The 19,765-nt window shown below is 34.3% G+C and carries 20 protein-coding genes; 18 read left to right on the forward strand and 2 right to left on the reverse strand.

Features of this window, described 5'->3' with window-relative positions; genetic code table 11:
- The first annotated feature begins 49 nt into the window (after positions 1–49).
- The 7 genes from AC1RRQ_RS03505 (at position 50) to AC1RRQ_RS03535 (ending at position 6,891) form a co-directional block, all read left to right on the forward strand.
- A complete protein-coding gene (locus tag AC1RRQ_RS03505; RefSeq protein ID WP_493021493.1) occupies positions 50–601 on the forward strand; it encodes a K(+)-transporting ATPase subunit C in 552 nt (183 codons plus the stop codon).
- Between the two features lie 414 nt (positions 602–1,015).
- Complete coding sequence (locus AC1RRQ_RS03510; protein ID WP_493021495.1) at positions 1,016–2,095, forward strand: porin; 1,080 nt, start codon at positions 1,016–1,018, stop codon at positions 2,093–2,095.
- A gap of 216 nt (positions 2,096–2,311) precedes the next feature.
- Positions 2,312–3,436, forward strand: a complete 1,125-nt coding sequence (locus tag AC1RRQ_RS03515) for a sensor protein KdpD (protein ID WP_493021497.1) — start codon at positions 2,312–2,314, stop codon at positions 3,434–3,436.
- Positions 3,437–3,700: 264 nt separating this feature from the next.
- On the forward strand, positions 3,701–5,419 hold the full coding sequence (locus AC1RRQ_RS03520; RefSeq protein WP_493021499.1) for an ATP-binding protein: 1,719 nt from the start codon (positions 3,701–3,703) through the stop codon (positions 5,417–5,419).
- Between the two features lie 57 nt (positions 5,420–5,476).
- Positions 5,477–5,713 carry a hypothetical protein gene (locus AC1RRQ_RS03525; RefSeq protein WP_493021501.1) on the forward strand — a complete coding sequence of 79 codons (237 nt, stop codon included), beginning with the start codon at positions 5,477–5,479 and terminating at the stop codon, positions 5,711–5,713.
- Entirely contained in the window at positions 5,695–5,994 is a 300-nt protein-coding gene (locus AC1RRQ_RS03530) for a type II toxin-antitoxin system RelE/ParE family toxin (protein WP_493021503.1), read from the forward strand. Before AC1RRQ_RS03525 ends, AC1RRQ_RS03530 begins: the two co-directional genes overlap by 19 nt.
- Positions 5,995–6,129: 135 nt before the next feature.
- Positions 6,130–6,891 (forward strand): phosphatase PAP2 family protein, encoded by a 762-nt coding sequence (locus tag AC1RRQ_RS03535; protein ID WP_493021505.1) that lies wholly within the window; start codon positions 6,130–6,132, stop codon positions 6,889–6,891.
- Between the two features lie 199 nt (positions 6,892–7,090).
- On the opposite strand, the gene AC1RRQ_RS03540 is transcribed toward AC1RRQ_RS03535, so the two are convergent.
- On the reverse strand, positions 7,091–7,864 hold the full coding sequence (locus AC1RRQ_RS03540; protein WP_493021507.1) for an XRE family transcriptional regulator: 774 nt from the start codon (positions 7,862–7,864) through the stop codon (positions 7,091–7,093).
- Between the two features lie 96 nt (positions 7,865–7,960).
- Between AC1RRQ_RS03540 and AC1RRQ_RS03545 the strand changes: the two genes are divergently transcribed.
- The 6 genes from AC1RRQ_RS03545 (at position 7,961) to AC1RRQ_RS03570 (ending at position 13,251) form a co-directional block, all read left to right on the forward strand.
- The gene (locus AC1RRQ_RS03545; protein ID WP_493021509.1) at positions 7,961–8,410 is read left to right on the forward strand and encodes a LexA family protein; all 450 of its coding nucleotides are present in this window, start codon (positions 7,961–7,963) and stop codon (positions 8,408–8,410) included.
- Between the two features lie 48 nt (positions 8,411–8,458).
- On the forward strand, positions 8,459–9,718 hold the full coding sequence (locus AC1RRQ_RS03550; protein WP_493021511.1) for a Y-family DNA polymerase: 1,260 nt from the start codon (positions 8,459–8,461) through the stop codon (positions 9,716–9,718).
- 50 nt (positions 9,719–9,768) lie between these two features.
- Positions 9,769–11,148 carry an exonuclease domain-containing protein gene (locus AC1RRQ_RS03555; RefSeq protein WP_493021513.1) on the forward strand — a complete coding sequence of 460 codons (1,380 nt, stop codon included), beginning with the start codon at positions 9,769–9,771 and terminating at the stop codon, positions 11,146–11,148.
- A gap of 72 nt (positions 11,149–11,220) precedes the next feature.
- Positions 11,221–11,997, forward strand: a complete 777-nt coding sequence (gene xth, locus AC1RRQ_RS03560) for an exodeoxyribonuclease III (protein ID WP_493021515.1) — start codon at positions 11,221–11,223, stop codon at positions 11,995–11,997.
- An 8-nt stretch (positions 11,998–12,005) separates the two neighbouring features.
- Positions 12,006–12,632, forward strand: coding sequence for an alpha-ketoglutarate-dependent dioxygenase AlkB family protein (locus AC1RRQ_RS03565; protein WP_493022280.1), 627 nt, complete (start codon positions 12,006–12,008; stop codon positions 12,630–12,632).
- A 157-nt stretch (positions 12,633–12,789) separates the two neighbouring features.
- Positions 12,790–13,251 (forward strand): DUF1810 domain-containing protein, encoded by a 462-nt coding sequence (locus tag AC1RRQ_RS03570; protein ID WP_493021517.1) that lies wholly within the window; start codon positions 12,790–12,792, stop codon positions 13,249–13,251.
- 147 nt (positions 13,252–13,398) lie between these two features.
- Here AC1RRQ_RS03570 and AC1RRQ_RS03575 read toward each other — a convergent pair whose 3' ends face one another.
- Complete coding sequence (locus AC1RRQ_RS03575; RefSeq protein WP_493021519.1) at positions 13,399–14,808, reverse strand: APC family permease; 1,410 nt, start codon at positions 14,806–14,808, stop codon at positions 13,399–13,401.
- Between the two features lie 316 nt (positions 14,809–15,124).
- Between AC1RRQ_RS03575 and AC1RRQ_RS03580 the strand changes: the two genes are divergently transcribed.
- The 5 genes from AC1RRQ_RS03580 to AC1RRQ_RS03600 are packed head-to-tail and all read left to right on the forward strand — an operon-like array spanning position 15,125 to position 19,581.
- Positions 15,125–15,574 carry a hypothetical protein gene (locus AC1RRQ_RS03580; RefSeq protein WP_493021521.1) on the forward strand — a complete coding sequence of 150 codons (450 nt, stop codon included), beginning with the start codon at positions 15,125–15,127 and terminating at the stop codon, positions 15,572–15,574.
- A gap of 19 nt (positions 15,575–15,593) precedes the next feature.
- Positions 15,594–17,294, forward strand: coding sequence for a hypothetical protein (locus AC1RRQ_RS03585; protein WP_493021523.1), 1,701 nt, complete (start codon positions 15,594–15,596; stop codon positions 17,292–17,294).
- 17 nt (positions 17,295–17,311) lie between these two features.
- Positions 17,312–17,503 (forward strand): hypothetical protein, encoded by a 192-nt coding sequence (locus AC1RRQ_RS03590; RefSeq protein WP_493021525.1) that lies wholly within the window; start codon positions 17,312–17,314, stop codon positions 17,501–17,503.
- Complete coding sequence (locus AC1RRQ_RS03595; protein ID WP_493021526.1) at positions 17,500–18,027, forward strand: hypothetical protein; 528 nt, start codon at positions 17,500–17,502, stop codon at positions 18,025–18,027. Before AC1RRQ_RS03590 ends, AC1RRQ_RS03595 begins: the two co-directional genes overlap by 4 nt.
- Positions 18,028–19,581, forward strand: coding sequence for an AAA family ATPase (locus AC1RRQ_RS03600; RefSeq protein WP_493021527.1), 1,554 nt, complete (start codon positions 18,028–18,030; stop codon positions 19,579–19,581). It abuts the gene before it with no gap.
- Positions 19,582–19,765 lie beyond the last annotated feature (184 nt).

Consider the following 19,765-nt stretch of genomic DNA (forward strand, 5'->3'; position numbering starts at 1 on the left):
AAAAAACTTAGAACCTTAGCAGCTTAGTCCCTTAGAATCTTCAAAAAAAATGAAAAATCTATTTTCTATAATAAAACTTACCGCATTTACTTTGATTTTGTTTGCGGTTATTTATCCTCTTGCGATTTATGGAATCGCACAAATTGCTCCAAATCAAGGAAAAGGAGAAACAATTTCGGTTAACGGAAAAGTGGTTGGTTATCAAAAAATTGGTCAAAAATTCGATAAGTCGAATTATTTCTGGGGAAGACCTTCGGCTGTTGATTATAATGCTGCCGGAAGCGCCGGAAGCAACAAAGGCCCAAGCAATGCCGAATATCTGGCTTTGGTTCAAAAAAGAATTGACACGCTTTTACTGGTTCACCCTTACTTGAAAAAATCTGAAATTCCGGCTGATATGGTTACGGCTTCAGGAAGTGGTTTAGATCCAAATATTTCTCCACAAGGCGCTTTGATTCAGGTAAAACGAATTGCCAAAGAAAGAAAACTAGACGAAGCGAAGGTAAAATCTTTGGTTGAATCTAAAATTAATACTGCTGTTGTTGGTCCTGAAACAGTGAATGTTCTGGAATTGAATGCGGCGCTTGATGCGCTTCGCTAAGTTGCTAAGGTTCTGAGTCGCTATCCCGATAGCTATCGGGACTGAGTTTTTCTCCTGCAAGGTTTTTAAAACCTTGTAGGTATGACAAAGTGATTTGCTCATTTAATGTCATTGCGAGGAACGAAGCAACCCCTCTAACAATTATACATAAAGTTGACTTTGCAAATGTGGTTGCTTCGTTCCTCGCAATGACAAACTGTGCCGAAAATTAGAATCAACAAACTAAACTTTAAAATTAATACCTACAAGGTTTTAAAAACCTTGCAGGAAACAAAAACGCCTTTTTTACCCCAAATGCCCTAGCCCCGATAGAAACGAAAATCCTTTTGTTTGGGGGTTCCAAACAAAAGATTGTAGTGGATAGCGGGATTAGCTCCTAAAAAATCTACTAATAAATAATAGAATATCACAAAAATGAAAAAAATATTACTTACTGCTTTAATCGCTTTTGGTTATAGCAATTTACATGCACAAGAAGAATCTAAAAGTCCGCTGACGTTTTCAGGATATGTAGAAACTTATTATAGCTATGATTTCGGGAAACCTGAAAATCATACTCGTCCAAGCTTTTTTTATAACTTTAATAAAAGTAATGAAGTAAACATCAATTTAGGTTTGGCAAAAGTAAATTATACAAAAGAAAATGTTCGTGGAAACTTTGCCTTAATGGCCGGAACGTATGCTGAATATAATATGTCGGCAGAACAAGGTTTGCTAAAAAATATATACGAGGCAAATGTGGGTGTTAAAATTTCGAAAAGCCATAATTTATGGGTTGATGCAGGAATTATGCCGGCTCACATTGGTTTTGAAAGTGCCAGTGGAAAAGACTGCCAGACTCTATCAAGAAGTATTCTGGCTGAGAATTCGCCTTATTATGAAGCAGGAGTTAAAATTGGTTATACATCTGAATCTGGAGAATGGTATTTAGCCGGGATGTACTTAAATGGCTGGCAGAGAATTGAGAAAGTAGAAGGCAATCAAACACCTGCTTTTGGAACTCAGGTTACCTACAAACCATCGGATCGGGTTGTTTTAAACTGGAGTACTTATGTTGGAAATGAACAGCCGGATATTGATAAAAAATGGCGTTATTTCAACAACTTCTACGGACAATTTAAGGTGACGGAAAAGACAAATATTACAGCTGGTTTTGATGTTGGATCTCAGCAATCGGCTAAAAACAGTAATAAATATGATACTTGGTTTTCGCCAGTTTTGATTCTGCAATACAAACCAACAGATAAAATTCAGCTTGCAGCACGCGGTGAATATTATAGCGACGAAAAAGGTGTAATTATCGCAACTGAAACGCCAAATGGTTTTAAAACTTACGGATTTTCAGCTAACTTTGATTACTTAGTTACTGATAATGTTATGTTTAGAATTGAAGCCAGAAATCTTTCGAGCAAAGATCAAATCTTCACAAATAAAGATAATCTTCCAACGGATACGAATACGTTTGTAACGACTTCCTTGGCGATTAGTTTTTAGGAGAATATTTCTTGCCACAGATTACACAGATTAAAGGGATTTTTTTAATGCCTTTGTGTAGATTTATTTGCCACGAATTACACAAATTTTCACGAATTATATTAAATAAAAATTTGTGCAAATTTGTGTAATTCGTGGCTAAAAAAATCCTTCTAATCTGTGTAATCTGTGGCTTAAAAAAAAACTTTGTGACTTAGCGCCTTCGTGGCAAAAAATATGGAAAACGAAAATAATAACGCACAGCACTTTCTCGATTTAATTCAGAAATCACGAAAGGGGAAGTTCAAAATCTACATTGGAATGAGTGCCGGTGTGGGCAAAACTTTTCGTATGCTTCAGGAAGCGCATTCGTTATTAAAAAACGGAATCGATGTAAAAATTGGCTACATCGAAACGCACATGCGAAAGGAAACGCATGAATTATTAGCAGGTTTGCCTATAATTCCGAGACGGACCATTTTCTATAAAGGAAAAGAATTAGAAGAACTCGACGTGCAGGCTATAATAAATCTTCGTCCAGAAGTGGTTATTGTGGATGAATTAGCACATACGAACGTTGAAGGAAGCAAAAACGAAAAACGCTGGCAGGATGTTTTAGAAATTCTGGAAGCGGGAATTAATGTCATTTCGGCCGTAAATATTCAGCATATTGAAAGTTTAAATGAAGATGTAAAAAGGATTACCAACATTGATGTTCAGGAACGTATTCCGGATAATGTTTTGCGATTGGCTGATGAAGTCGTGAATATCGATTTGACATCTGAAGATTTGATTGCGCGTTTGAAAGAAGGAAAAATTTATACTCCGGATAAAATTCAGACGGCCTTAACGAACTTTTTTAAATCGGAACAGATTTTACAACTTCGGGAATTGGCTTTGAAAGAAGTAGCGAGTCAGGTCGTTCGAAAAGTTGAAAATGAAGTTCCGAATCTTCATGCTTTACGACATGAAAAATTGTTGGCCTGCATTAGCAGTAATGATAAAACGGCTAAAATTGTAATTAGAAAAGCAGCACGTTTAGCAAGTTATTACAACGGATCCTGGTATGTTTTGTATGTAGAAACGCCACAGGAAAGCAGCACAAAAATTGCTCTAGACAAACAAAGACATTTAATTAATAACTTTAAACTCGCAGTTCAATTGGGAGCCGAAGTTATTAAACTGGAAAATTCAAATATTGCTAATGCGATTTTAACTACTGCAGAAGAAAAACAAATTACAACTGTATGTATTGGGAAACCGCATTTGAATTTATTTAAAGTAATTTTGTCTACAACAATTTTTAGGCGTTTGCTAAACAAACTGTCTTTATCAAATGTTGATCTTGTTATTCTGTCGTGAAAAATTTTTTAAACCATATAAGTCACATAAGTTCATTTGAATTCGGGATGATGTTGAAGTTTAACCGCAAAGAACGCAAGGTTTATGTGCAAAGTTCGCTAAAGTTTTTTGCTCGCAAAGTCGCAAAGTTTTTTTTATCTAATCTTTGCGTGTTTTGCGAAACCTTTGCGCCCTTTGCGGTTAAATTTTAAGCACCGTTTTTAAATGAACTTATATGACTTATATGGTTCAAAAAAAGTTCAAAAAAATTAAATGTTTTATAAAATGAGAATTAAAACCAAATTGAATCTGGGAGTTGGATTGTTATTTTTAATGATCATTATACTTTCGTTAGTTAGCGGCTATTCTGTTTTTTTGATAAAGGCAGATACAGAGAATATTCTGAAAGCGAATTATAATACGCTGGAATACTCGCGAAATATGATTTTGTCTTTGGATGAAATTAAAGCCAGTCCCGATAGTAAGATTCATGTTTTCAAGGAATATCTTGAAAAACAAACAAAAAATGTTACCGAACCCGGAGAAAAAGAAGCAACTGCCAGTCTTGAAAAAAGTTTTGCCCTATTAGAAAAAAGCGACTCTAACGAAGCTTTAAAAGCACAAGTCAGACAAGACATTTTTGCGATCATGAAATTGAATCTGGATGCCATAAAACAGAAAAGCGATATCGCCAAACATACTGCCGAAAATGCTAATTTATGGATTGCCATTGTGGGGACTTTATGTTTTTTAATTGCTTTTAATTTACTGATTAATCTGCCCAATAATATTGCCAATCCAATCAAGGAATTAACACTGAGTATTAAGGAAATTGCCAATAAAAACTATTCAGAACGCGTTCATTTTACCAATCATAATGAATATGGAGATTTGGCAAAATCGTTTAATACGATGGCGCAGAAACTTCAGGAATACAGCGATAGTAATCTATACAAACTTTTTTTCGAAAAGAAACGACTGGAAACTTTAATCAACAATATGCACGATCCAATTATTGGTTTGGACAATGAAGGAATTGTTTTATTTGCTAATGATGAAGCGCTGAAAATTGTTGGTCTGAAACTGGAGGATGTTATCGGAAAATCGGCTTCTACTCTAGCTTTATCAAATGATTTGATTCGTTCTTTGATTTTAAAAGAGAATGCAGATTCTCCTAAAAAACAACCGCTTAAAATTTTTGCACACGGAAAGGAAAGCTATTTTGAAAAAGAAATTCTGAATATTACCATAATTCCAACAGGCGAAGAAAAAGAAATTTATATTGGTGATGTTATTATTCTGAGAAATATTACACTTTTTAAAGAACTGGATTTTGCCAAAACCAACTTTATTGCCACCGTTTCGCACGAATTAAAAACACCTATTGCTTCTATAAAATTAAGTCTTCAATTGCTTGAAAATGGAAAAACGGGCGATATGAACGACGACCAGAAACAATTAGTCGAAAGCATAAAAGATGATAGTCAGCGCTTATTGAAAATTACGGGAGAATTGCTTAATCTGTCTCAATTAGAAACAGGAAATATTCAGCTGAATATCGAAAAAAGCAATCCTCACGAAATTGTAAATTATGCTGTTGAAGCTGTAAAAGTTCAAGCCGATCAAAAACAAATAAACCTGCTGATTGATGCTGATGAAAACCTGCAGGACGTAAAAGCGGACAGCGAAAAAACAGGCTGGGTTTTGATTAATTATTTGTCGAATGCGATTCGGTATTCTTCTGAAAAAAGTACGATTATCATCAAATTAAAAAAAGAAAACAACCAAATCGTATTTCAGGTTATTGATACCGGAAAAGGAATTGATACAAGATATAAAGACAAGGTTTTTGATAAATATTTTCAGGTTCCGGGAAGCCAAAAATCCGGAACGGGATTAGGTTTAGCGATAAGCAAGGAATTTATCGAAGCACAAAACGGGAATGTTGGAGTTGAGAGTAATTTAGGTTTAGGAAGTACGTTTTGGTTTTCGTTAAAAGTATAATTATTAGTTCTATTTTAAAAATAAATCTTTAATTTTGAGTATTAAAAAGAATTTAATATGGACATGACAGCGCAAATAAAAGAAAATTTAATCTCCAGAATTAGAGATTCTAAAGACATGAATTTTTTAAAAGCACTTCAAACTATTTTTGATTCTTCTGAACAATCTCTGTATGAATTAAATCTTGAGCAACAATCTTCTATCGAAACAAGTCGCTATCAGATTAAAAAAGGTGAATTTCATAAAAATGAAGATGTAATTTCAGAAATGAGAGAATGGTTAAAAAAGAAATAATCTGGTCTGATCTTGCCAAACTTGAATTTTCTAATGTCCTTGAATTTTATGCTCTTAGGAATGGTAATTCTGATTACAGCTTAAAAATTCTTGAAGAAGTTGAAGATTTGTTAGAAACTCTTTCTAATAATGAATTTATAGGGAGGCTCACCTCAAATAAAATCACTCGTGTCATTCCAATGAAAATTTATTTGATATTTTATGAGATTAATAATAATCAAATAGAAATACTATCTTTTTGGGACAATCGTCAAAATCCGGAAAAAAGAAAAATAAAATAATAAAAACATTTAGCCAATCTTAACTCAACTACCTTATTTAAAACCAACAGATTAATATTCGCTTAAGGTTCAATTAAGCCAAAAATAGTTCGATCAAACCTTCGTTAATATTGCAAAATATAACGACAACGAAAGATGTTTTACAAAGCTATTTCCCTGGTATTTCTATTCGGATTATTTTCTGCTAATGCACAGCAAAACGATTCGATTACAAAAATTGACAGTACCTCACATCAGTTAAAATTCAATTATAAACAATTGATTATTCCTGGTGTATTAATTGGGTATGGTGTTATTGGACTTGAAAGCGATCAGCTGCTGAGTTTTAATTCGCAGATTAAAAAAGAAGTCACGGAAGACATAGACAACAAAATCACCATTGATGATTTCTCGCAGTATGCGCCTGCGGCATCTGTTTATGCCTTGAATGCTTTTGGTGTAAAGGGCAAGAATAATATGCGGGATCGTTCTGTGATATTTGTGACTTCATATGCAATTATGGCAACAACGGTTTTGGGTTTAAAATCGCTTGTACATGAAGAAAGACCTGACGGAAGTTCAAATAACTCTTTTCCTTCCGGACATACTGCTACTGCTTTTGCCGGTGCCGAGTTTTTATGGCAGGAATACAAAGACAAGTCAATCTGGTACGGAATTGCCGGTTATGCTGTTGCAACGGGAACGGGATTATTTAGAATTTACAACAATCGTCATTGGTTAACAGATGTTGCTGCCGGAGCCGGAATCGGGATTTTGAGTACCAAAATTGCGTATTGGATGAATCCGTATATCACTAAAAAATTATTTAAATCTACTTCTGAAGTCAAATCTACTTCTATGATTGCTCCTTTTTATAATGGGCAGCAATATGGTTTGAGTTTTGTGAAGGTTTTTTAGATTTTCTTACCACAAAGGCGCTAAGGCACAAAGTTTTTTTAAGCCACAGATTCCACAGATTAAAAGGATTTTTGAATGGCTTTGTTTTGATTTATCCGCCACGAATTACACAAATTTCACGAATTATATTTGAATAAAAAATTAGTGAAATTCGTGGCGAAAAAAAATCCTTTTAATCTGTGGAATCTGTGGCTATAAACTAAGTATTCGAAGTATTATTCTTAATTTCCCTAACTTCTCTTTTCAATTCTAAAAGCAAATCCTTCATTGCTCCAGTTTCTGTTATTTCTTGTTTTTTGTCAGATCGGCCAATGTTGCATTCGTATTCCCAAATCTCTAAAATATCAGAAGCTTTCACCTCATAATTCGGGTAAAAACTATTATCCGATTCTAAAACCAGAGTGTTTTTTTTATTTTTATTGAGGCGTTTGTAAACCATACCTTCATTTTTTGTAATCAAAATATAGGTCTTGCCATCCATAACTTCACCTAACCTTTCTACATAGCGGCCAATAATAATGGAACCATCTTCGTGTGGCGGCATCGAATCGCCTTCAACGGGAAATCCGCGATGTTTTCCTGGTCCTAAAAAAGGAAGTGTAATCTGCTGTAAACTTTCAATATATTCCGGATCGGCATATCCGTTGAGGTAACCTGCTTTTGCTTTTTGAGATACAATTTCGATATAATTTTCTCCAAAACTATCCACTTGAATTGGTAAAATAAGTCGGTTGCCTTCCAGTCTTATTAAATTTTGCACATCAATTTTACGTATATCAACAGATAGTATCAAATCAATACTCATGTGAAAATATAACGCAATCTTCTTTAAAATGTCATACGGTGCTTCCGAAGTTCCGTCTTCGTATTTCACGTATCTTCCTCTTGTAATACTCAGGTTTTCAGCTAATTTCTCCTGCGATATTTTATGCTTAACCCTTAATGCTCTGATATTGTCTGAAAATAAGGACATAATTAATTTGTTATAATTTGGAACAGCAAATATACAAAAAATGTTATTATCTGTACTAATTTTGCTTTATACAAAAAACATTTTTTTGAAGTGATTATGAAATTGAGAAGTATGAATACCACAAAATCAATAGAATTATACATTCCTGATGTAAGTTCGAAAGTAAAACTGCCTTTTTTTGACGTTGGTATCAGCGCAGGTTTTCCATCACCTGCCGATGACTTTATCGAATTATCTATTGATCTTAACAAAGAATTTATCAAACATAAATACACTACTTATTTTGCTCGAGTAAAAGGGCATTCCATGAAAAATGTTGGTATTAATGATGGCGATTTATTAATTATTGATAAAAGCCTGGAACCGCAAAACAATAAAATTGCTGTCTGCCAAATTGATGGTGAATTCACCGTAAAACGCATCAGAATAGAAAAAGACATCATCTGGCTTATTGCCGAAAATGAAGATTATCAGCCTATAAAAGTAACTCCGGAAAATAATTTTGTGATTTGGGGAATTGTAATTCATAGTATTAAATCTTTTTAAGCTCAGGGTGACAAAACAGAAATAGAAATATAAAAACACATTTAGAAAATGTTTGCTTTAGTCGATTGTAACAATTTTTATGCTTCTTGCCAAAGAGTATTTGAACCATCTTTAAGAGGAAAACCTATCGTTATTCTCTCTAACAATGATGGTTGCGTTATTTCGCGTTCTGATGAGGCTAAAGCTCTGGGAATACCCATGGCTATTCCTGCTTTTAAGTACGAATCGGTTTTTAAAGAAAAAAATATTTTTGTTTATTCTTCTAATTATCCGCTGTACGGCGATATGAGTAATCGGGTCATGAACTTGCTTCAAACGTATACTCCCGAAATTGAAATTTACAGTATTGATGAAGCTTTCCTGAAGTTTTCAGGTTACGATTTATTTGATCTGAACACACTGGGCCTAAAAATGCGGAAAGAAGTAACGCAAGGAACAGGTATTCCTGTAAGCATCGGTTTTGCTCCTACCAAAGCTTTGGCTAAAATGGCGAATAAAATTGCCCGAAAATTTGCAGATCGTACAGAGGGTGTTTATTGTATCGACTCTGAGGAGAAAAGAATTAAAGCATTAAAGTGGAGTAAAATTGAAGATGTTTGGGGAATAGGAAGAAAACATGCCAAACGACTTAAAGCAAAGAAAATCAATACGGCTTATGAATTTACTCAACTTCCGGATGCTTGGGTAAGAAAAGAAATGTCTGTAGTTGGGCTTCGATTAAAACATGAATTAGAAGGAAAACAAACTTTGGGATTAGAAGAAGCCACAGACCGTAAAATGATTGCCACTACGAGATCTTTCGAAAAAAGATATACTACTTATGAAGAAATATCCGAAAGAATCAGCACGTTTACAGCTTCTTGTGCAGAAAAATTAAGACGTCAGGAATGTCATTGCAATATGGTGACTGTTTTTATCCAAACCAGTTTTATAAAGAATGAGGAATCGCACTATTCACGAAGTATTACCATCACTACTGATTTTCCAACCAATTCGACAATAGAACTTAATGAGGCTGCACAAAAAGGATTTAAAGCTATTTTTAAAAAAGGCTATCGTTATAAAAAAGCAGGGGTAATTGTAATGGGGTTAACTCCAAATAGTGAAACTCAGCTTAATTTATTCGAAACTTCAAATCCTAAGCATCAGCCTTTAATGAGTGTGATTGATAAAATGAACCAAAACTACGGTAATAATAAAATTAAATTCGGCGTGCAGTCTTTGGGGCGACAATGGAAAATGAAACAGGACAGATTATCACCCAAGTTTTCTACTCTGCTAAAGGATGTTATTACGGTTAAAGTTTAAATTTTAAAGTATAAACAACAGAAACACAATCGGTTTTACGTTATATAAAGATGAAAAATACGGAATATGCCATAGTCGATATCGAAACCACAGGCGGCAATGCCAGTGGAAGCCGGATTACAGAAATTGCGATCATTATTCATGATGGCAAAAATGTAATTGACCGTTATGAAACGCTTGTAAATCCAGAAAAAGATATACCACTTTCTATTTTTGGATTAACGGGTATTAATAACGAAATGGTGGCTAATGCGCCTATTTTCGACGACATTTCGGAGAAAGTATTAGAGATGCTTACAGATCGTATTTTTGTTGCTCATAACGTCAATTTTGATTATTCATTTGTTCATCATCAGCTGGAGCAGGCCGGTTTTAAATGGTCGGCAAAAAAACTTTGTACAGTTCGCGCTGCCAGAAAAATCAAACCGGGTTTAGGTTCTTATAGTTTAGGAAATCTTTGCAATTCCTTAAATATAGATTTAGAAAACAGACATCGTGCCGGCGGAGATGCAGATGCGACAGCTATTTTATTTTCACTTTTATTAGAATGGGATGATGCTGGAGAAATCGAAAAAATGATCAAGAAAACGGCGCAGGATCAACGTTTGCCTCCTAACCTTCCGCCAGATGATTTTAATAATTTACCCGAAAAACCAGGTGTGTATTATTTCTATAATCAGCAAAAAAAAGTTATTTATGTTGGTAAAGCCATCAACTTAAAAAAACGTGTGGCTTCGCATTTCAGCGGTAACAATATTAATCCGCAAAGACAGCATTTTCTACGGGATATTCACGGAATTTCTTTTGAAATCTGCGGCACTGAATTAATGGCTCTTTTATTAGAATGTACCGAAATCAAAAAACTCTGGCCAACTTACAATAGGGCATTAAAACGCTTTGAAGCTAAATTTGGAATCTATCAATATGAAGCCCGAAACGGTTATAAATATCTGGCCATTGGAAAAGTGAGTAAATTTCAAATCTGCATTCATGAATTTAATACGCAATACGACGGCATCAATTTATTGAGAGGTTTGGCGGAACAGTTTGAAATCGATCATAGATTCTGCAAATATACAAGACCGGAAGAAGGAGAGCTTTTCCAAAACAACGACATAAAAAGTCTGCCTGATGTTTCACTCCATAACGAACAAGTCGACAATGCTATTGATTTTTTGTTAAATAACAGACCCACTTTTGCTATTATAGACAAAGGAAGAGCTAAAGATGAAAGGAGCTGCATTTGGATTGAAAACGGGCGCTTTTATGGTATGGGATATATTCCGTCAGACATTTCGATTCATGATCCGTTAGAAGTAAAAAACTATACTGAACCTTATAAGAGCAATCAATATATCGAGCATTTGATTTTTGCTTACGCAGAAAAACATCCGGGTAAAGTATTCTTTAACAAACAGTTCCTGAAATAAGAATATAATTCTAATCTAGATTAAATGCTTAATAATCAGTAAATTTAATGATACAAATTAATTAAATGTACCATGAAAATAGCAACATATAACGTAAACGGAGTCAACGGACGCTTACCTGTTTTATTACGCTGGCTTGAAGAAACTGCTCCGGATATTGTCTGTTTGCAGGAATTAAAAGCACCGCAGGATAATTTTCCGCTTAAAGCGATTAATGATGCCGGCTATAATGCCATTTGGCACGGACAAAAGCAATGGAACGGCGTTGCTATTCTGGCCCGAAACATGGAAATTGAAGAAGTAACCCGCGCTCTTCCGGGAGATGAAGATGATGTTCAGAGTCGGTATATAGAAGCTTTGATTGATGGAATCGTGATTTGCTGCCTTTATCTTCCAAATGGAAATCCTTCGCCCGGCCCCAAATTTGATTATAAACTAAAATGGTTTGATAGGCTTACAGATCGTGCAGCAACATTATTGAATTTAAAAATTCCGGTAATACTAATTGGCGATTTTAATGTTATGCCAACAGAACTGGATGTTTACAAACCCGAAAAATGGGTTAACGATGCACTTTTCAGACCCGAAGTCCGAAAAGCTTTTGCTGCTATTGTCTCGGAGGGATGGACAGATGCCATTCGTACCTTATATCCTAATGAAAAAATTTACACTTTTTGGGATTATTTCAGGAATGCTTACGAACGGGATGCCGGTTTAAGGATTGATCATTTTTTACTGAGCCCGCAAATAGCAAAGCAACTCCGTTCCGGCGCTGTCGACCGTCATGTGCGAGGCTGGGAAAAAACAAGCGATCATGCTCCTGTTTGGATTGAAATTGACAAAAAATGAATGGAAAAATGACATTATTTAACGACACCGAATTATTTACCGCAGGTTTGGCAGGAAAAAAAGTATTTGACATCCCTGATTCTGAATTGATTTTGATCGATAATTTCTTTACAAAAGAAGAATCGGATCGTTTGTATGAAAGACTGCTTCGTAAAACCAAATGGAGAGAATATGAAATGGAAATTTATGATAAAACTTATACTGTTCCCCGAATGATCGCGTGGTATGAAGACAAAGATAATCCCGGAGCAGATCCAAAAGGTCCTGACTGGAACTACGAATTACTGACTATTAGAGGCCGTGTAGAAAAAGAAACACAGCTGGATTTTAATACTGTTCTGCTTAATTTATACCGAGACGGAAATGACGGCGTGGGCTGGCACAGCGATAAGGAACATAATACAGGGCCAAACCCCGTTATTGCTTCGGTTACTTTTGGTGAAACGAGAATGTTCAAGCTGCGCCATAAATTCAGCAAGGAGATTCCGCAGGTCGAAATTCCGCTGCATCATGGCTCTTTTTTATTGATGGCCGGAACCACAAATAGTTTTTGGCAGCATCAGGTTCCGAAAACGGCACGGAATGTTTTACCCAGAATAAATTTAACATTTAGACAAACGCACCGAAATGTGTAATTAATTAATAACTAAAAACAACCGTATTTTTTAACTCCCAGACGATGAGGAAAATTCTGTCGAAAAAAGTTAAAATACTGATTGTATGCATGTTTTATTAGGCAGACCCTTTCTTTTTTACTACTTTTGCAACCCTTTTTTAAAATATAATACCAAAATGGCTTATTCAAACAATGATTTAATGCGCTTTTTAGATGCGCAGAACAAACTTTATCTTACTGCCCTTGCTGAAATTAAAAAAGGAAAAAAAGAAACACACTGGATGTGGTTCATTTTTCCTCAAATTAAAGGCTTAGGTACTAGTGATACGTCAAATCTTTATGCCATTGCCGATCTTAAAGAAGCTACAGAATATCTGGAACATCCTATTTTAGGAAAACATCTTATCGAAATTTCTGAATTGTTATTGACCTTTAAAAGAAAATCGGCAGATGGAATTTTAGGTGATTTAGATGCCAGAAAATTACGTTCTTCGATGACGCTTTTTTCTTTAGTAGAAAACACTAATCCTGTATTTCAGGAAATATTAGATGCTTTTTTCTCTGGAGAAATTGATCCGCTTACTATTTCTATTATTAATTCAACTATAAAATCATCTGTTGAGCCTGCTGTTGTATAACCAGTTCAATAGATTATTTAGTATCAAAAAGACATTGTTTTTTAGCAGTGTCTTTTTTTTGTTTTAAAATTTGCTGCAAAAAAAAGCGCCTTGAGATTATCAAAGCGCTTTTATTATTTATAGAGTTTTCAACTTAAAGCAAAAAACTTATTCTTTTGGTTTTGTTAAGTAATAAACCGGAATTCCAGTTAGCATAATTAATACGCCCCATCCGCAAGTCGAGAATTTTGTGATTAATAATGAAACACAAATTGCCGCAGCTATAATAATGTACAGCAATGGTAAAAACGGATATCCGAAAGCTTTATAAGGTCTTTCCGCATCCGGCATTTTTTTACGCAGAATAAAGATTCCGTAAATAGTTAAGATATAGAAAATCAAAACAATGATAATTACGAAGTCTAATAAGTCACCGTATTTACCCGTTAAACATAAAGCCGAAGCCCAAATACACTGCGCCCAAAGAGCCCATGCCGGAACACTTGCGCTGTTTAAAACTGCTGCTTTTTTAAAGAATAAACCATCATTTGCCATCGTATAATACACTCTGGCACCGGCCATAATTAATCCGTTATTGCAGGCAAAAGTCGAAATCATAATCATGATCGCGATAATCAAAGTTCCAATATTCCCGAAAATATATTGTGAAGCCACGACCGCTACGCGATCTGATTTTGCTGTTGCAATTTCGTCTAACGGAATTACCGCCAGATACATAATATTAGTTAAAACATAAATAATGGTTACAATAAAAGTTCCAAGAAATAAACTGAAACCAACATTACGTTTTGGGTTTTTAATTTCTCCTGCAATAAAAGTTACGCCATTCCAGGCATCACTTGAGAATAAAGATCCAACCATTGCAGCCGAAATTCCGGTAATCAAAGCCGTTCCGCCTATTGGAAGCCATGAACCCGTTTCTTTATCAAACGAACGTGTATTCCATGCATCGGCCCAGTTTGCATCCCAAACAGAAGCTTTTGCTGCCAATGTTAATCCAAAAACGATTAATCCAAGCAAGGATAAAATTTTGATAATCGTAAGAACCGTTTGAAGCGTTTTACTGTTTTTAACGCCTCGGCTATTAATATAAGTCAGTAAAATGATCGTGAAAATTGAAACCAGCTGTGCCGCATTCAATTTAAAAGAACCTAATTCGTAAAGTATATTTTCGTCGCTAAGCGGTTCGTATAAATACGCCGCAAATTTTGAAAATGCCACTCCAACTGCTGCAATTGTTCCCGTTTGAATTACAGCAAAAAAGCTCCAGCCGTACAAAAAGGCAATCAATTTATTGTACGCTTCTTTTAAATAAACGTACTGTCCGCCTGCTTTTGGAAACATTGCACTCAGCTCACCGTAGCTTACAGCGGCGATAATGGTAATTAATCCAGAGATCAGCCAAATTAGAGTCAGCCATCCTGCAGATCCTACTTGTCTTGCGATATCGGCGCTTACAATAAATATTCCGGATCCTATCATAGAGCCAACCACAAGCATGGTTCCGTCTAATAATCCGAGTTCTCTTTTAAAATGTTCTTGATCGTTTTCGTGCATTTTTTTGGGTTTTGGGTTGGTTAAAGATATACTTTTTTCTCAAATTTTAGATTTTCTGTTATAAATTTTCAATTGACTGAAAATATTTTTGGGCGTATCCCTCCGGGTCGGGCTTTCGGCTATATTCCCGATTAACAAAAACTACGGCTAAAAAGCCTTGTTTTTCTAAATCGGGAGATGCCGCCTCTATCCCTTACGCAACGTTTTTCATAAGGTCTTTTCAGGATAAAAATGCTATTACGGTTTTCCATAAAATATAACCTATTGGACTGGCTACTTTTGAGAATCGAAAAATTAAAATAATTCAACAAAAAGCATGGCAAGAATCATTTTACAAAACGAAAACATAAGTTTTGATTCAGACAAAACGAACTTAACTAGGGGCTTCATTAGTGATAGAGATCTTTTAAAAAAACGTTCAAAAAAATATCTTGATCTTATTAGTGGTCTCGATGCAAAAACATTAACTGATACAAAAGGAATGGATGAGCTTATAAAATCAATTCAAGAAGAATTTGGCACAGCTGATCTTTCTAATTTACCATTAGGAATTCTTTCAAAATGTTTTTTAGGACATCCATATGAAGTGCACACATTAGATTTAAGCGGCAGTCAAATTATTAAGCATTACAAAATTTCAGAAACTATGGAAGCAGAATTTGAAAAAGCGCGATCTGTTGCTAAACATAATGCTTATGCAATGGTCGAAATCTATAAAGACAAAATCATTTTAATTCGAGAAGACGGAACAGCAACAAAACTATAACATCATTAATAAAACAACTATGTCTCAACAAGTAATCTCTTACGCAGATCTTTCGATCATAAATAGTGCCTTAAGATCAATTAGTTCAGATATGAAAGGAGTTCATTCTGAATTAGGAACATTAAACTTTAAACAAGATCAATTAGAAAGTGAGTTAGTAAAACTAGCAGATTCTTTTGCGGATTTTGTCGAAGCAGATTTAAAACAAAAGTCATTGCAACTGGCTGAAACACGTCAAGGGAATTTAAAACAAGATTTACAAATCAAGTTTGGTTATTACGCCGAAGTTAGAAGAATGGCAACAGGTATTCTACAAGGCGTTGATACTGGTGTAATAAGTGAAGACACTTTGCGATTTACTACAGAAGAAGTAATGATAAAAGCACCGGGATATTGGTTAGCTCCTGCCTTGGTTTCTTTAACTGCCTGGATACGAAACGACAAGACTACTAGCGAAAAAGCTTTGAATGAAGCTTTAAAAAGAGATGATTACAAAACAACCCTTTTCTTTATGATGGTCATGCGAAGATTGACAAGAAATGATGCAAGTTTAAAATGGCTTGAACGCTATTTTATGCATCAAAATCCACATAATCTGGATAGAGAATTTATTATCATACTTGAAGCTGTAACTACAGGAGTATTTCCACCAGCCTCGCGCCAATTAATGATGGAAAATGTTAAAAACTGGCTTGATCAACTTACGCAAGGTGACAAATTCATAGATGAACAGAAATCTCAGTGGATTAGCTTTTTTGAAGCATTAGGTCCTTTATCGGAAGGTAAATATTCTTTACTAGAAAAATTTTCACTTAACTGGAATTCATTAGAAACTTCACTAAAAGAAGCTAAAACACACGATATATTACACACCCATTTTAAAGGTATTATTTCTTCATCAGCTGATTTCTCAAAAGGCATTAAGCAACAATTAGATGAAAATTTATCTCTTCTTGTTACAAATTTTGACGATGAAGAACTGCCCTTACAAGAGCAGGTGAGACTTAACCAACTTATAATTCAAATGGATGGCGACAAACATGCTGCTCAATCTTTAATGGATGCTGAAAAACATATTTTTGATGAAAAAGTAGACTTTTTACAACTCTTGACAAATGCATCATTTAATCCGGAATTGTCTGGAGCAACTAAAGTAACACAAGCTCTGGCAGTTTCAATAAGTCAGCCTTGGATATTAGAAGCTTATGACAGTTTTACAGCAAAAAGCAGAAATAGGATTCCGCAATATATTGAACTTTCAATAGATGATTTTAAAACTTCTACAAAAGATGGAAGCGAAGAAAATGAACTTTTAAAAGAACAAGAAACTTATTATGATAAAATTTTGGAAACAGAATTAAGTAAAATTTCATTTCCATACGCCGCTATAATTATTGGAATATTGATTTGCTTTCTTGGTTTTTGGGCTTTTAGCCTTCATGCAATACTTGGTATTATTGGTTGCGGAATAGGTGCTGTTATAATTTGGAGCTCTGTCACAGGATACAAGAAATCCAAAAATAAAGTTACCGAAAACGTAGAAGAGAGAAAACGAAAAGCGAAAGAAGTACTAAGAGGATGTATTGCTGAAACTGTAGATTATAGAATAGAACACTCAAAGGAAGACAATAAGGCCGAAGATGTCAGAAATCTTATTTCATCAATTACTCCAGAAGATTTTTCAAGTGTATCACATGAAACAGCAAGAAGCATTATTTAATCTCAAAAAAATCAATCATGACAAAAATAATTTTAGATAATCATTCAGAAAGAACTGATGATAACTCGCAAGAATTAAAAAAAGAAATTAGTATTAAACCAAATCTTTTTCAAGGTAGAACAGAAGCTGAATTAGAGAACGCTAAATTTCCAGAATGGGATATATTACCTCCAAATCAATTTATTAATCCTAGAATTAAAACTCAATGACAAATGGACCAACAACATATTCTGAATGGATAAATTTACTTAATCAATTCGCAAATGGAGATGATTCAGTTCTGGATCAATTAAATAATGGGACATTTTTGATTGATGCTGGAACTGCAAATCGGTTCTATTCCAAAGTCGAAGAAGTGTACAAAAAACGAAAGCAAAGTTGGCTGGATAAATTTCAAAGATCTTTTCAATTACAAAATCTTAAAACAGAAGATGATTTTGAAATTGCATTAAGAAATGGAAAGCAAAATCTTATTCTGCTAAATCAGTTTATACATATAAGCGGATTTCCTGAAGATTTAAAAAAAACATTTCAAAAAGATCTTGAAGATTTTGTTATTGAAATTAGAACATCTTTAAAAAAGAGTAATTCTACATCATCAAAGGGAAGTGAAAAAATACAAATCTTACTAAACTCTTTTCAAATTAATATGATTTCAACAGAAATCAAGATAGATAAAAAAGATAATATTAATGAAACAACTGCCTCAATTGGCAGAAAAATAATATTCTAAATGGCACATAAATCAGAATTTAAAACTTCGCTTTTGCGGATGTTTAGAGCTAGAATACCTTTCATATCAATTAGAAGTATAGAGCGAGCAAGAGTACTGGAAGTCATTCAACAATTAGCAGATGAAATAAATATTCCCATTTACTTTCATAATTTATCTCACGGAACTATTGATATAAAAACAAAAAAAAGTGTAAATGATGATCGGTCAGTTGCAGGTGGTCTGGACTATGCTGTTCAAAATATTTCACAGAGACAAAATTTGACGTTTGTTTTTACAGAAGTAAGCGATATTGAAGATGATAACTTAGTTTCCAGACATCTTTATGATTGTGTTGTTCAAGCAATTGAAAGAGGAGGAAGCATCTGTTTAATCACCACTAAATCTATTTGGCCGCAATTACAGCGATTAGGAATGACAATTACTCTAGATGCTCCTAATGAAGATGAAATGTTAGAGGTTGTTAAAGAATGTGTTATGCCTTATAAAGGTTCAATCCCACTCGAATGGGATGAAACAGATTATAAGATGGCCGCAACTATTTTAGCAAATATGACTAAAATTGAAGCTGAAAATGTTTTAGCAACTCAAATGGCAAAGGGTTCTTTAATCAAAGAAGATATTAAGGAATTAAGTAATGCGAAAGACAAACTATTTAGTGATATATCAGGTTTAGAAAAGGTAAAAATAGACTCTTCTACCTTATCGGTTGCAGGTTTGACAGGATTACAACATTGGCTGGATAACCAAAAACAACTTTTAACAGCAGATCTAAAAGCGAGAAAAATGCGACCGCCTAGAGGTGTTTTGTTAGTTGGCGTTCCAGGATGTGGTAAATCTTTATCTGCTAAATTTATAGCCGCTAATTGGAATCTTCCTTTATATCGTCTCGATCTTGCCGCTATTCAAGGACAATATCTAGGGCAATCTGAAAATCGTTTAAAAGAGGCATTAGCATCTGCAGATAATGCAGCGCCTTGCATATTATGGATTGATGAAATTGAAAAAGGTCTTTCTGGTGCAACTGGAGGTAATGATGGTGGAACTTCAACTAGAATGGTCGGTCAATTTTTATTTTGGCTTCAAGAAAGTATGGCAAAAGTTTTTGTTGTATCTACAGCTAATGACGTTAGTAAATTACCTCCAGAATTATTACGTCGAGGACGTTTTGATGAATTATTTTTTGTTGACTTACCTGGAGAAATTGAAAGGAATGATATTATAAATCTTTACATAAATCGTAATTTATTAATGACGCCTTCGCAAACAACATTAAATCAACTTATTGAAATTTCTGATGGATTCGCTGGTTCAGATATTGAAGGTGCAGTAAGAGATGTTGCTATTCAAGCTGTAATTCATGGCGACAATATTGTAGATGATAATCTTTTTGAAAAATGTTTTAAAAATATTGTGCCATTAAGTAAAACAGCACCAGAGAAAATCGAAGCGATTAGAGCTTGGGGTCGCGAAAGAGCTGTCCCTGCATCTGGAGTTTCATGGGAAACCTCTTCTAATAATAAGATAACTGGAAAACGTTCAATTATTATTTAATAACGATTAGCTTTTTTGCAACATGTAATTTCATAACTCATTAAACTGCAATATCTTTTGCAGTTTTTTATTTAACATTATTAAACAAAAAAAATAAAAATATTCATGGGTCAGCAATCTCAATTCATTAGACCTAAAAGATTGCATATTAAATTTTAACAAAAAACAAAATTTCAAAATACTA

This window comes from Flavobacterium sp. GW821-FHT12A05 (assembly GCF_058807735.1).

Coding starts and splice junctions, on each gene's coding strand:
- AC1RRQ_RS03505 (WP_493021493.1), top strand. CDS start 50: ATGAAAAATCTATTTTCTATAATAAAACTTACCGCATTTACTTTGATT.
- AC1RRQ_RS03510 (WP_493021495.1), top strand. CDS start 1,016: ATGAAAAAAATATTACTTACTGCTTTAATCGCTTTTGGTTATAGCAAT.
- AC1RRQ_RS03515 (WP_493021497.1), top strand. CDS start 2,312: ATGGAAAACGAAAATAATAACGCACAGCACTTTCTCGATTTAATTCAG.
- AC1RRQ_RS03520 (WP_493021499.1), top strand. CDS start 3,701: ATGAGAATTAAAACCAAATTGAATCTGGGAGTTGGATTGTTATTTTTA.
- AC1RRQ_RS03525 (WP_493021501.1), top strand. CDS start 5,477: ATGGACATGACAGCGCAAATAAAAGAAAATTTAATCTCCAGAATTAGA.
- AC1RRQ_RS03530 (WP_493021503.1), top strand. CDS start 5,695: ATGGTTAAAAAAGAAATAATCTGGTCTGATCTTGCCAAACTTGAATTT.
- AC1RRQ_RS03535 (WP_493021505.1), top strand. CDS start 6,130: ATGTTTTACAAAGCTATTTCCCTGGTATTTCTATTCGGATTATTTTCT.
- AC1RRQ_RS03540 (WP_493021507.1), bottom strand. CDS start 7,864: ATGTCCTTATTTTCAGACAATATCAGAGCATTAAGGGTTAAGCATAAA.
- AC1RRQ_RS03545 (WP_493021509.1), top strand. CDS start 7,961: ATGAAATTGAGAAGTATGAATACCACAAAATCAATAGAATTATACATT.
- AC1RRQ_RS03550 (WP_493021511.1), top strand. CDS start 8,459: ATGTTTGCTTTAGTCGATTGTAACAATTTTTATGCTTCTTGCCAAAGA.
- AC1RRQ_RS03555 (WP_493021513.1), top strand. CDS start 9,769: ATGAAAAATACGGAATATGCCATAGTCGATATCGAAACCACAGGCGGC.
- xth (WP_493021515.1), top strand. CDS start 11,221: ATGAAAATAGCAACATATAACGTAAACGGAGTCAACGGACGCTTACCT.
- AC1RRQ_RS03565 (WP_493022280.1), top strand. CDS start 12,006: ATGACATTATTTAACGACACCGAATTATTTACCGCAGGTTTGGCAGGA.
- AC1RRQ_RS03570 (WP_493021517.1), top strand. CDS start 12,790: ATGGCTTATTCAAACAATGATTTAATGCGCTTTTTAGATGCGCAGAAC.
- AC1RRQ_RS03575 (WP_493021519.1), bottom strand. CDS start 14,808: ATGCACGAAAACGATCAAGAACATTTTAAAAGAGAACTCGGATTATTA.
- AC1RRQ_RS03580 (WP_493021521.1), top strand. CDS start 15,125: ATGGCAAGAATCATTTTACAAAACGAAAACATAAGTTTTGATTCAGAC.
- AC1RRQ_RS03585 (WP_493021523.1), top strand. CDS start 15,594: ATGTCTCAACAAGTAATCTCTTACGCAGATCTTTCGATCATAAATAGT.
- AC1RRQ_RS03590 (WP_493021525.1), top strand. CDS start 17,312: ATGACAAAAATAATTTTAGATAATCATTCAGAAAGAACTGATGATAAC.
- AC1RRQ_RS03595 (WP_493021526.1), top strand. CDS start 17,500: ATGACAAATGGACCAACAACATATTCTGAATGGATAAATTTACTTAAT.
- AC1RRQ_RS03600 (WP_493021527.1), top strand. CDS start 18,028: ATGGCACATAAATCAGAATTTAAAACTTCGCTTTTGCGGATGTTTAGA.